The organism is Mycobacterium celatum (assembly GCF_002101595.1).
In the GTDB taxonomy this organism is placed as follows: Bacteria; Actinomycetota; Actinomycetes; order Mycobacteriales; family Mycobacteriaceae; genus Mycobacterium; species Mycobacterium celatum.
Genome location: NZ_LQOM01000010.1, coordinates 1 through 11414, shown reverse-complemented (window position 1 = coordinate 11414; position 11414 = coordinate 1). Strand labels below are relative to the sequence as shown.

Annotated in this window: 14 protein-coding genes; 7 read left to right on the top strand and 7 right to left on the bottom strand. The window is 66.3% G+C overall.

Going from position 1 to position 11414, the window contains the following annotated elements:
* Position 1 precedes the first annotated feature (1 nt).
* The 4 genes from ipdE2 to fadD3 are packed head-to-tail and all read right to left on the bottom strand — an operon-like array spanning position 2 to position 4544.
* Positions 2 to 943 carry an acyl-CoA dehydrogenase IpdE2 gene (ipdE2, locus tag AWB95_RS01090; protein ID WP_062538904.1) on the bottom strand — a complete coding sequence of 314 codons (942 nt, stop codon included), beginning with the start codon at positions 941 to 943 and terminating at the stop codon, positions 2 to 4.
* Positions 940 to 1893, bottom strand: a complete 954-nt coding sequence (locus AWB95_RS01085; protein WP_085167464.1) for an acyl-CoA dehydrogenase family protein — start codon at positions 1891 to 1893, stop codon at positions 940 to 942. The genes ipdE2 and AWB95_RS01085 overlap by 4 nt, the downstream gene beginning before the upstream one ends.
* A complete protein-coding gene (locus AWB95_RS01080; RefSeq protein WP_085167462.1) occupies positions 1890 to 3023 on the bottom strand; it encodes an acyl-CoA dehydrogenase family protein in 1134 nt (377 codons plus the stop codon). Before AWB95_RS01080 ends, AWB95_RS01085 begins: the two co-directional genes overlap by 4 nt.
* A complete protein-coding gene (gene fadD3 / locus AWB95_RS01075) occupies positions 3024 to 4544 on the bottom strand; it encodes a 3-((3aS,4S,7aS)-7a-methyl-1,5-dioxo-octahydro-1H-inden-4-yl)propanoate--CoA ligase FadD3 (RefSeq protein ID WP_062538840.1) in 1521 nt (506 codons plus the stop codon).
* 88 nt (positions 4545 to 4632) lie between these two features.
* Here fadD3 and ipdE1 point away from each other — a divergent pair, with 88 nt between their 5' ends.
* From ipdE1 to fadA6, 4 genes are read left to right on the top strand one after another with little or no spacing between them, the layout of a single operon-like run.
* Positions 4633 to 5781 (top strand): acyl-CoA dehydrogenase IpdE1, encoded by a 1149-nt coding sequence (gene ipdE1 / locus AWB95_RS01070; protein WP_062538841.1) that lies wholly within the window; start codon positions 4633 to 4635, stop codon positions 5779 to 5781.
* Positions 5778 to 6566, top strand: a complete 789-nt coding sequence (gene ipdF, locus AWB95_RS01065; protein WP_085167460.1) for a (5R,7aS)-5-hydroxy-7a-methyl-1-oxo-2,3,5,6,7,7a-hexahydro-1H-indene-carboxyl-CoA reductase — start codon at positions 5778 to 5780, stop codon at positions 6564 to 6566. Before ipdE1 ends, ipdF begins: the two co-directional genes overlap by 4 nt.
* Positions 6563 to 7150 (top strand): TetR family transcriptional regulator KstR2, encoded by a 588-nt coding sequence (gene kstR2, locus AWB95_RS01060; RefSeq protein WP_062538842.1) that lies wholly within the window; start codon positions 6563 to 6565, stop codon positions 7148 to 7150. The genes ipdF and kstR2 overlap by 4 nt, the downstream gene beginning before the upstream one ends.
* Positions 7143 to 8291 carry a steroid 3-ketoacyl-CoA thiolase FadA6 gene (gene fadA6 / locus AWB95_RS01055; RefSeq protein ID WP_062538843.1) on the top strand — a complete coding sequence of 383 codons (1149 nt, stop codon included), beginning with the start codon at positions 7143 to 7145 and terminating at the stop codon, positions 8289 to 8291. The genes kstR2 and fadA6 overlap by 8 nt, the downstream gene beginning before the upstream one ends.
* 20 nt (positions 8292 to 8311) lie before the next feature.
* On the opposite strand, the gene AWB95_RS23425 is transcribed toward fadA6, so the two are convergent.
* Both AWB95_RS23425 and AWB95_RS01045 read right to left on the bottom strand, forming a co-directional pair.
* On the bottom strand, positions 8312 to 8539 hold the full coding sequence (locus AWB95_RS23425) for a PIN domain-containing protein (RefSeq protein WP_198157749.1): 228 nt from the start codon (positions 8537 to 8539) through the stop codon (positions 8312 to 8314).
* Positions 8539 to 8793, bottom strand: a complete 255-nt coding sequence (locus AWB95_RS01045; RefSeq protein ID WP_062538844.1) for a DUF2191 domain-containing protein — start codon at positions 8791 to 8793, stop codon at positions 8539 to 8541. The genes AWB95_RS23425 and AWB95_RS01045 overlap by 1 nt, the downstream gene beginning before the upstream one ends.
* A gap of 158 nt (positions 8794 to 8951) precedes the next feature.
* On the opposite strand from AWB95_RS01045, the gene AWB95_RS01040 reads away from it, so the two are divergent.
* Complete coding sequence (locus AWB95_RS01040; protein WP_062538845.1) at positions 8952 to 9200, top strand: FitA-like ribbon-helix-helix domain-containing protein; 249 nt, start codon at positions 8952 to 8954, stop codon at positions 9198 to 9200.
* Positions 9197 to 9613, top strand: coding sequence for a type II toxin-antitoxin system VapC family toxin (locus tag AWB95_RS01035; protein WP_062538846.1), 417 nt, complete (start codon positions 9197 to 9199; stop codon positions 9611 to 9613). Before AWB95_RS01040 ends, AWB95_RS01035 begins: the two co-directional genes overlap by 4 nt.
* 21 nt (positions 9614 to 9634) lie before the next feature.
* On the opposite strand, the gene AWB95_RS22830 is transcribed toward AWB95_RS01035, so the two are convergent.
* On the bottom strand, positions 9635 to 10771 hold the full coding sequence (locus AWB95_RS22830; protein WP_142358465.1) for a hypothetical protein: 1137 nt from the start codon (positions 10769 to 10771) through the stop codon (positions 9635 to 9637).
* Positions 10772 to 11183: 412 nt separating this feature from the next.
* Here AWB95_RS22830 and AWB95_RS01030 point away from each other — a divergent pair, with 412 nt between their 5' ends.
* A complete protein-coding gene (locus AWB95_RS01030) occupies positions 11184 to 11402 on the top strand; it encodes a hypothetical protein (RefSeq protein WP_169714619.1) in 219 nt (72 codons plus the stop codon).
* The last annotated feature ends 12 nt before the right edge of the window (positions 11403 to 11414 follow it).

The window sequence follows — 11414 nt, the reverse complement described above, 5'->3', positions numbered from 1 at the left end:
GTTAGAACACTTCGGATTCCAGCCGGCGCAGGTATTCGCGCGGCGGGCCGATCAACTGCGAACTGCCGTGTGCCCGTTTGAAATACAGCTGCATGTCGTGTTCCCAGGTGATCGCGATGCCGCCGTGCAGCTGAATACCTTCGGCGGCCACCGTGTACAACGCTTCGCTGGCCGCCACTCGGGCCAGCGCCGCCGAGGTCGGCGATGGTTTCGCGACGGCGTCGTTGACCACCGCACGCGCGGACTGCACCGCGACGTACAGGTCGGCCATCCGGTGCTTGAGCGCCTGGAAACTGCCGATCGGCCGGCCGAACTGCACCCGCTCCTTGGTGTAGGCGACGGTCAGCTCCAGGCAGCGTGCCGCCGCGCCGATCTGCTCGGCGGCCAGCAGGATGGCTGCGGTGTCGGAGAGGCCGGGATCGTCGCCGAGCGGCGCCGTGCTCTGCGCGGTAACCCGGGCCAGCCGCCGGGTCGGATCCATGGCGGCGACGGGCTCGGCGCTGAACGCGGTCCACCGGATGAGTTTGTCGCCGTCGGCCGCGATAACAACGTCGGCGATATCGCCGTTCACCACGTAGTCGGGGTCGAACACCACGGCGCCGATCGCGGCGCCCTGAGCCAGCCGCTCCAACGCGTCGGTGTCCGGCTTGTCGGCGGCGAGCAGCGCCAGTTCGGTGAGCGTGCTGCCCAGCAACGGGGTGGGCACCAGAGCCTTGCCGAGTTCCTCGACGACGACGGCGGCGTCGCCGAGACTGCCGCTGGCGCCACCGTATTCCTCGGGTACCACCAGGGCGGCGGCACCGACTTGTTCGCACAGCAGCCGCCACAACGTTTCGTCGTAGCCGCGTTCCGATTCCATCGCCAGGCGGACCGAGTCCGGCGACGCGTGTTTGGCGACCAGTGCCGCGACGGTCTCGCGCAGCAGTTCTCGTTCGTCACTCATAAGGCCTCCAATACCCGTCGCCGGTGCGCGGCGGGATCGCCCCAGGCCGGCCGCAACGCTTGGACCCTCAGCAGCCACAGCGACAGGTCGTGTTCGGCGGTGAAGCCGATGGCCCCGTGGGTCTGCAGCGCCGAGCGGGCGGCCAGCAGCGCGGCCTCCGACGCCGCGGCCTTGGCGGCGCTCACGTCGCGGACAGTGTCCGGTGAGCCGGTGGCCAGCGACAGCGCCGCGCCGTAGACCAGCGGTCGGGCCAGCTCGACCGCGATATGCACGTCGGCGAGCTTGTGCTTGATCGCTTGATACGAGCCGATCACCCGGCCGAACTGGGTGCGCTGCTTGGCGTACTCGACGGCGGCGTCCAGCAGGGCCTGCCCGGCGCCGACCAGTTGGGCGGCGGTGGCCAGCGCGCCGAACTCGTAGGCGCGCGCGACATCGGCCGCCCACGACGAGCCGGCCGCGGTGACGTCGAAGAGCCGACGGCTGGGGTCGACGGACTCGTGGCATGCGCCGGGCTCAGCCGCACTCACCTGTCCGTCACCGGCCAGCAAAACCAGGCCCGCGGTGTCGGCGTCGACGGCCCGCGGCACCTGCGGCGGCAGCGCGACGGTGGCTATCAGCTCGCCCGCGGCCAGCGCCGCGCAGCGCTCGTCGTCGGCAAGCAGAATCGGTGCTACCGCAATGGATTCGGTGACCGGTCCCGGCACGCACCAACGTCCGAGCCGCTCGGCCGCGACCACCAGATCGACCGGATGCGCGCCGATGCCGTCGAACCGTTCGGGCACCATCAACGCGGTGACGCCCAGGTCGGCCAACTGCGCCCACACCTTGCGGCCGGGCGCGGTGTCGCCTGCGGCCCAGGCCCGCACCGCGGCCGGGACGTCTGCCGCCGCGAGCGCCGCGTCGATGCTGGCCGCGAAATCGCACTGCCCTTCGTCGAGGTCGAATCTCATTTGGTCTTCTCCCGGGGCAGGCCCAGCAGCCGCTCGGCAATGATGTTGCGCTGAATCTCGTTGGTGCCGGCGTAGATCGGGCCGCCGAGCGCGAACAGCAACCCGTCGGTCCAGGAGTCGGCCAGCTCGCCGTCGGCGCCGCGGATATCCAGCGCGGTCTGATGCAGCGCGACGTCGAGGTCCGACCAGAACACTTTGGTCACCGACGACTCGGCGCCGAGCTCGCCGCCTTCGGCCAGCCTGGTCACGGTGCCGAACGTGTGCAGCCGGTAGGCCTGCGCCTTGATCCAGGCGTCGGCCACCTGGTCCCCGAAAGCCTTGTCGCCGCTGTCTTTCCACAATCCGGCCAGCCGCTCCGCGGCGGCCAAGAACCGTGCCGGGCTGCGCAGCGACATGCCGCGCTCGTTGCTCGACGTGCTCATCGCGGCCCGCCAGCCGTCGTTCACCTGGCCGATGACGTCGTTGTCGGGGACGAACACGTCGTCCAGGAAGATCTCGCCGAAACCGGTGTCGCCGCCGAGCTGGGCGATCGGCCGCACGGTGATCCCGTCAGCCTTCAGGTCGAACATGAAGTAGGTCAGCCCGCGGTGCCGTTCGGCGGAAGGGTCTGAGCGGAACAGCCCGAATGCCTTGTCGCCGAACGGTGCCCGCGAGCTCCAGATCTTCTGCCCGTTGAGCAGCCAGCCGCCGTCGGTGCGCGTGGCAGTCGACCGCAGCGACGCTAGGTCGCTGCCGGACTCGGGCTCCGACCATGCTTGCGCCCAGATCTCCTCGCCGCTGGCCATCTTCGGCAGCACCCGGTCGAGTTGCTCTTCGGTGCCGTGCGCGAACAATGTCGGTGCCAGCATCGACGTGCCGTTGGCACTGGCCCGCCCGGGGGCGCCCGCGCGGAAGTACTCCTCCTCGAAGACCACCCACTGCAACAGTGTCGCGTCGCGGCCGCCGTAACGCTCCGGCCAGGTGATCACCGACAACCCGGCGTCGTAGAGCACCTTGTCCCAACGCCGGTGCTGCTCGAAGCCCTCGGCGGTGTCGTAGGACTTGGAGGGGAATGAATCACGGTGCGCGGCAAGGAACTCACGCACCTCCATTTGAAACGCCAGGGTTTCGTCGTCGAAGTCAAGGTCCATCTAGGGCATCTCTCGCAGTAGCGGTTTGACCACCTTGCCGCCCGCGTTGCGGGGCAGCGTGTCGACAAACCTCACCGAACGGGGGGTCTTGAAATTCGCCAGATGCTCACGGGTGTAGGCGATCACCGCCTGCTCGTCGAGCTCAAATCCCGGACGCGTTACCACAAACGCCCGACCCACTTCGCCGAGCCGCTCGTCGGGCACGCCGATCACCGCGGCGTCGAGCACACCGTCCAGCCGGGCCAGCACCTGCTCCACTTCGGCGGGGTACACGTTGAACCCGCCGCAGATGTACATGTCCTTGAGGCGATCGGTGATCTGTAAATTGCCTGCGGCGTCGAGCTTCCCGACGTCGCCGGTGTGCAGCCAGCCGTCGGCGTCGATGGCAGCCGCGGTCGCTGATGGGTCGTCGAGGTAGCCCAGCATGACGTTGGGCCCGCGAAGCAGCACCTCGTTTTGTTCGCCGATGCGCAGCTCGAAGTCGGCGATCGGACGCCCGCAGGTGGTGGCCACGGTGACCGCGTCGTCGTCGGCGCGGCACATGGTGCCGAACCCGTTGGATTCGGTGAGGCCGTAGGCCGTCAGAACGATGTCGATGTCGAGTTCGGACTGCATCCGCTCGATCAGCACCACCGGCACGGTCGCCGCGCCGGTGACCGCGAACCTCAGCGAGCTCAGGTCGTAATCGCCGCGCTTGGGATGGTCGAGCAGCGTCTGGTAAATGGTGGGCGGACCGGGCAGCACCGTGATCCGGTGTTCGGCCACCGCGCGCATGGCCTGCTCGGGGTCGAAGGTCAGCTGCGGGATCAACGTGGCGCCGGTCTGCAGGCACGCCAGAATGCCCGCCTTGTAGCCGAAGTTGTGGAAGAACGGGTTGATGCACAGGTAGCGGTCGTCGGCGGTGATCTTGCCGCAGGCCGCCCACGCCCCCGACCCGGCCAGCGACTGGCGGTGCGCGCACAGCACGCCTTTGCTGCGTCCGGTGGTTCCCGAGGTGAACAGGATGTCGGAGACGTCGTCGGGACTGACCGCGGCGGCGCGCGCGTCGGCGGCCTGCAGGCCGGTCCCGTGCGCGACGAATTCGTCCCACGTCCCGTCGTCATTGTCGACCGGCACCCGCACGATGTGCCGCAAATCGGGGAGGGCGCCGCGATCCAGGCCGGCGACCCTGTCCGAACCGAGGAACTCGCCCATCGCCACCAGCACCGGAGCGGCGGTGCGGGCCAGGATATCGGCGGCTTCCGAGGGGGTGTAGCGGGTATTCAGGGGAACCACGGTGGCGCCCGCATAGTGCGTGGCCAGGCAGGCCACCGCCCAGTGCCAGGTGTTCGGCGACCAGATCGCCACCCGATCGCCGGGGTCCACGCCGAGCGCAATCAGCGCGGCCGCGGCCCGGCGCACCTCGTCGCGCAACTCCGCGAAGGTGAGCGTGCGATCCGACGTGACCAGCGCGTTGTGGCGGGGAAGCTCGCCCGCTATGCGATCCAGTGCCGCAGGAATCGTCCGCGGCTGGCTCGACATCGACGCTCCTCTGGACTTAACGCCCGGCTCTTCCGCGAATTCGTCACCGGACTAACAAAGCAAGTGCTTGGTAGGTTAGCCTACAGGGGTGCAGCAGGTCGAGGAGTTCCGGGCCGAGGTCCGGGAGTGGCTGGCCGAGAACCTGGTCGGCGAATTCGCCAAGCTCAAGGGCCTCGGCGGTCCGGGACGCGAGCACGAGGCGTTCGAAGAGCGCCGCGCCTGGAACCAGCATCTCGCCAAGGCCGGGCTGACCTGCCTGGGCTGGCCCGTCGAGCACGGCGGACGCGGCCTGTCGGTCGCGCACCGGGTCGCGTTCTACGAGGAATACGCGATCGCCAACGCGCCCGCCAAGGTCAACCACTTCGGTGAGGAGCTGCTCGGGCCGACGCTGATCGAATACGGCACACCCGACCAGCAGCGCCGGTTTCTGCCGCGGATCCTCGACGTCACCGAACTGTGGTGCCAGGGCTACTCCGAGCCGGGCGCGGGCAGCGACCTGGCGAATGTGTCCACCACGGCGGTGCTCGACGGCGACCAGTGGGTGATCAACGGGCAGAAGGTGTGGACGTCGCTGGCGCACTGGGCGCAGTGGTGCTTCGTGATCGCGCGCACCGAGAAGGGCTCCAAGCGCCACGCCGGGTTGTCGTATCTGCTGGTGCCGCTGGACCAGCCCGGGGTGCAGATCCGGCCCATCGTGCAGCTGACCGGCGACTCGGAGTTCAACGAGGTGTTCTTCGACGACGCCCGCACCGACGCCGACCTGGTGGTCGGCGCGCCCGGCGACGGGTGGCGGGTGGCGATGGGCACCCTGACCTTCGAGCGCGGGGTGTCGACGCTCGGGCAGCAGATCGTCTACGCGCGCGAGCTGAACGGCGTGGTGGAACTCGCCAAACGCACTGGCGCCGCCGATGATCCGTTGATCCGCGAACGGCTCACCCGATCCTGGGCGGGCCTACGGGCGATGCGGTCGTACGCGCTGGCGACCATGGACGCTGAGCAGCCCGGACAAGACAACGTGTCAAAGCTGTTGTGGGCCAACTGGCATCGAGAACTCGGCGAGATCGCGATGGAAGTGCAGGGCAAGGCCGGCCTGGTGTTGGCCGACGGTGACTTCGACGAGTGGCAGCGGCTCTACCTGTTCACCCGCGCCGACACCATCTACGGCGGCTCCAACGAGATCCAGCGGAACATCATCGCCGAGCGGGTGCTCGGCCTACCCCGAGAGGTTAAAGGATGACGTTAGCCGTCGCGCCGAAAGAGATTGACGGACACGGACTTCTGACCGGGAAAGTCGTGATCGTCACCGCGGCGGCGGGCACCGGCATCGGATCGGCGACCGCGCGCCGCGCGCTGCTCGAGGGCGCCGACGTCGTCGTCTCCGACCACCACGAACGGCGCCTCACCGAGATCGCCGACGAGCTCTCCGCGCTGGGCCTCGGCCGGGTGGAGCACGTGCTGTGCGACGTCACCTCCAGCGTGCAGGTCGACGCCCTGATCGCCTCGGCCACGGCGCGATTGGGCCGCGTCGACGTCCTGGTCAACAACGCCGGGCTGGGCGGGCAGACCCCGGTGGTCGACATGACCGACGAAGAATGGGACCGGGTGCTCGACGTCACGCTCTCGTCGGTGTTCCGAGCCACCCGGGCGGCGCTGCGCTACTTCCGCGACGCCGACCATGGCGGCGTGATCGTCAACAACGCCAGCGTATTGGGTTGGCGGGCACAGCATTCGCAGGCGCACTACGCCGCAGCCAAAGCCGGCGTGATGGCGTTGACACGGTGCAGCGCGATCGAGGCCGTCGACTACGGCGTGCGGATCAACGCGGTGTCACCCAGCATCGCCCGGCACAAGTTCCTGGACAAGACCAGTTCGCCGGAGCTGCTCGACCGGCTGTCGGCCGAGGAGGCGTTCGGGCGGGCCGCCGAGCCGTGGGAGGTGGCGGCCACGATCGCCTTCCTCGCCAGTGACTACTCCAGTTACCTGACTGGAGAAGTGATTTCGGTTTCGAGCCAGCACCCATGACCCGCCGCGAGGAACTTCTCGAACTGGCCGCGACGATGATGGCCGAACGAGGCCTGCGCGCGACCACGGTGCGCGACATCGCCGACGGCGCCGGCATCCTGTCCGGCAGCCTGTATCACCACTTCTCCTCCAAGGAGGAGATGGTCGACGAAGTGCTGCGCGGATTTCTGGACTGGCTATTCGCGCGCTACCAGGAAATCGTTGACACCGAACCCAATCCGCTGGAGCGGCTCAAGGGACTGTTCATGGCGTCGTTCGACGCGATCGAACACCGCCATGCGCAGGTCGTCATCTACCAGGACGAGGCCAAACGCTTGCAGTCGCAGCCGCGGTTCTCCTACATCGAGCAACGCAACAAAGAACAGCGCAAGATGTGGGTCGAGGTGCTGCGACAAGGCATCGAAGAGGGCTATTTTCGGCCCGACCTCGACGTCGACCTGGTTTACCGATTCATCCGCGACACCACCTGGGTGTCGGTGCGCTGGTATCAACCCGGCGGACCGCTCACCGCCGAACAGGTGGGCCGCCAATACCTCGCCATCGTGCTCGGCGGAATCACCAAAGAAGGAGCTGAAAATGCCTGAGGCCTATGTCATCGATGCTGTGCGGACCGCTGTCGGCAAGCGCAACGGATCACTGGCCGGCGTACATCCGATCGACTTGGGGGTGGCCGCTTTTCACGGGCTGTTCGGCCGCGTCGACGTCGACCCCGCGGCGGTGGACGACGTGATCGTCGGTTGCGTCGACGCCCTCGGCGGGCAGGCCGGCAACATCGGCCGCAACGCGTGGCTGGCGGCCGGTTATCCCGAGGAGGTCCCCGGCGTCACCGTCGACCGGCAATGCGGCTCCAGCCAGCAGGCGGTTTCCTTTGGTGCGCAAGCGATTATGTCCGGGACCGCCGATGTGATCCTGGCCGGTGGCATGCAGAACATGAGCCAGATCCCGATCGCGTCGGCGATGGTGGTGGGCAAGGAATTCGGCTTCACCTCGCCGACGAACGAGTCGAAGCACTGGCTGCACCGCTACGGCGACCAGGAGATTTCGCAGTTCCGCGGCGCGGAGTTGATCGCCGAGCGGTGGAACATCTCCCGCGAGGAGATGGAGCGATTCGCGCTGACCAGCCACCAGCGCGCGCTCGCGGCGATCCGCGGCGGGCACTTCGACAACGAGATCGTCGACGTGGACGGTTTCCGGATCGACGAGGGCCCGCGCGAGACGTCGCTGGAGAAGATGGCCGCGCTGAAAACGCTGTCGGAGGGCGGGCGGCTGACTGCGGCAGTGGCCAGCCAGATTTCGGACGGTGCAAGCGCGGTGCTGCTGGCCTCCGAGCAGGCGGTCAAGGACCACAAGCTCACGCCCCGCGCCCGCATCCACCACATCAGTGCCCGCGGTGCCGACCCGGTGTTCATGCTGACCGGCCCGATCCCGGCCACCCGCTACGCGCTGGAGAAGACCGGGCTGTCCATCGACGACATCGACACCGTCGAGATCAACGAGGCGTTCGCGCCGGTGGTGATGGCCTGGCTCAAGGAGATCAAGGCCGACCCGGCAAAGGTGAATCCCAACGGCGGAGCGATCGCTTTAGGTCACCCGCTGGGCGCCACCGGGGCCAAGCTGTTCGCCACGATGCTCAACACGTTGGAGCGCACCGGCGGTCGCTACGGCCTGCAGACGATGTGCGAGGGCGGCGGCACGGCCAACGTCACGATCATCGAGCGGCTGTAAGCATGCAGCTGGTTAGGGCATTACAGCGATCCCTTGGCCGCCACCCATTCGGTCGCCTGGCCTGTCACGGCGGCGATGCGGTCATAATCGGCGTCGTAATGCAGGACGGTGGCCCCGTTTAGCTCCGCTGTCGCCGCTATGATCAGGTCTGGTAGCCGGAAATGGCGGTGCTGGCTGGTGGTGGCCAGCTCGCGATGTACATTCAATGCCCGGTTCATTGTGTCGGCCAGGTAGACGTCACCCGCCATCAGACCGTTTCAGGTTCCCGTGCCTCCTGTTCGAGTCGAGTCAGGTCGCGGCCGGCGCCGTAGCGCCACGAGTTCGGCGAATCGGTGAAGTCCATGGGGACACTGTCGAGAGCGGCGACGATCTTGCGGGCTTGCGTGCGCAGCGCGAAAGAACGCAGGGCCGCATTGATGGTTGCGACCTTGGTGTCGGTGCCGAGCACTTCTTTGGCGGCGTTGAGCCAGTCGTCATTCACGTCGACCGTGATGCGAGTCATGCGCGCACGGGTACACCAAGCTCATTGGCAGCTGCGGACCAAAGATCAGGCGAATTGGCGCACCATCGTCGATCGCGGGGATGGTCGGTGGCTGACCTGCGGGGAAGGTGCGTGGAAATGATCGGCCCGCAAATTTGATAGCATGATAGCATTTAGTTGTGGCACAGATCCTGATCCGTCAGCTCGACGACGACACCAAAAACAAACTGCAGCGCCTGGCCCGCCAGCACGGGCGCAGTACCGAGGAAGAGGTCCGCGAAATCCTGCGTAACGCGGTGCGAAGCGTCGATGAACCGCCCGCGAGGCTGGGCTCACGCATCGCCGCCCGCTTTTCTGGTGTGGGCCTCAGACAAGAGATATCCGAGCTACGGGGCCAGCCGGTACAGCCGGCGCAGTTCGAGTCATGATTCTGCTCGACACCAATGTGCTCTCGGCGCTGATGCAGCGCACCCCTGATCCGCGAGTCGTGGAATGGCTCGACGATCAACCCGTCGAGTCGATATGGACTACTTCGATCACGGTCTTCGAAATACGCACCGGCATCGAGCTATTGGAACGCGGGCGGCGCCGCAAGCGCCTTGAGCAGATGTTTTCGCAACTGCTGGCCGAGGATCTCAATGGTCGTGTCCAGCCCTTCGACCAATCGGCAGCTCTCGCCGCCGGGTCCATTGCAGCGACGCGCCAGAGCGCTGGCCGCACGGTGGAGATTCGCGATGTCCAGATCGCCGGCATCGCAACATCCCGCCGCGCGGCACTTGCCACACGCAACACCCGACATTTCGCGGAAACTGGAGTCCATCTGGTCAACCCGTGGGGATGAACGGCGGCGGCCCCGGCGGATTCAGGGCAAGCGCTCGCTTAGGAACTTTGAGACAGAAGGGCTAGCGATAGCGTGCTTTTCGCCATCTGCTCCTCGCCGATGCCATCGGTGTTTCGCATGCTCCACAGCGACGACGTGTTGGGCGTCGATTCCGATAAGCATGTGTCGCGTCGATACGATCCGTCCATGTTGACGGGCCTCATTGCGGGTCGGTGGGCGGATCGTGGCGCAAGCCGGGCAGAGCCAGAGGCCGGGCTGCGGCTCATGAATGCACCGTCGGCAAATCGGTTGGCTGCAACAGTCACATGAGGCCATATCGTCTGCACAAATTGGGCAGATCCTGCCTTCGCAGTAAGGGCATTTCGACCCGTCAGGGCCAAAGTGGCCCTCACGATCGATGACGCCTTCGTCTCGCAAAACCCGTGTAATGCTGTCGGATCGACGAGCATCCGTCTGGCCTGGCATAAGATTCGTTGCGTAGTGCCAGACTTGGCCGTCCTCAACGGTGACGACTTCCGCGACGCGGGCACCGATAAGCAACGTGGTTCGAGTCGCCGAAGTCTTGAAACGCTGCTCCAGCAAGATGCGGATTTCTTGCGGCAGTTCGCCAAGGTTGGGTGTCACTACCCGCGCATTCGGTAACCAGGCAGCCAGCGCATCGGAGGTTGTTCGGGGATGCGGCTGCCCAGAGGTCGGCTTGACAGAGCCCAGCGGGTGCACTCTGACAGAGACGTCCGTCGCGTTTGTTATCGATGAGCGGATGATCTTCGCCGGATCGGTGAAAACGCTGACGTCGTCCGCGTCGCTGACGCGAATCCACCGTGCGAGCGCTGTCGCCGCGGGCGCTTGTTGCGAGATCGATATGGCGTACCACCCTGATTGATCGTCAACGTGAATACCCAGTGCAAGCAGTGACGCGATTTCGACGATGACGGCTTCGACCGAGTTCGTCGCCGCGTGTGCACGAAGCGTCGGTACCGGCTCCCAGGCTTCGGCTACCCAGGTCGGCGTGATGTCGGCGCCATCCCACGCCGTTACCGACTCGTCGACCGCAGTTCCATTGAGTGTGCGGGTGATAAGCCCGACATCTGAAACCGCAACGTCGCGCCCCATGCGATGCCAGCGCATCTCAAGCGTGACTGTATGTGGTTGTGGCATCGATGCGACAACACGCTGCACTTGGCTCGGCGTCCCATCGAGGGGGTGGGGTAGTTGTGTGGCCGCCGGGAATTCGCGGGCCACCACGCGTGCAAGAACACTGTCGGTGTTAACCAACGGCGTGGCGCTTCGGCCTGAAATGCCGAGTTCGTTTACCGACCACGCGGCGTAAAAGACGCGTCCCGATTGCACGACAACATGTGGTACTTCAAGGCAAACCTCGGGACCGAGCTGTTCGATAACCGGGACAACTTGTGTCTCGAGTAGTCGGCTCGCGGTCAGCCGCAGCCGGTAAGCGTCGTCAATTGCGCTTTTGCCGAATGCAACCCACCGCTCGATGGAGCCCCCACGAACTACCGCGTGTTCCGCTGCACCATGGCGGGGTGATGCTCCGATCTACCAGCGAGAAGCCATGTGGCTCTCGTTCCGTGTCGACGACCTGGCCGCCCTACAGGTCGGTATCGGCAAGCTGTGTGCGATCACCGGCAACCCGTGGAGTGAGCACCTGAGCAGAAATCCGCAGAACTACTTAGCGCTACCGGAGCAACCATGGCTGGACGGGATCAGGCCAAGTCCGGAGGCGTGGTGTAAGAGTTCGCTCGATCGCGTGACCCTTCGGCTGGCAGTTTAGGCGGTCAGGGCT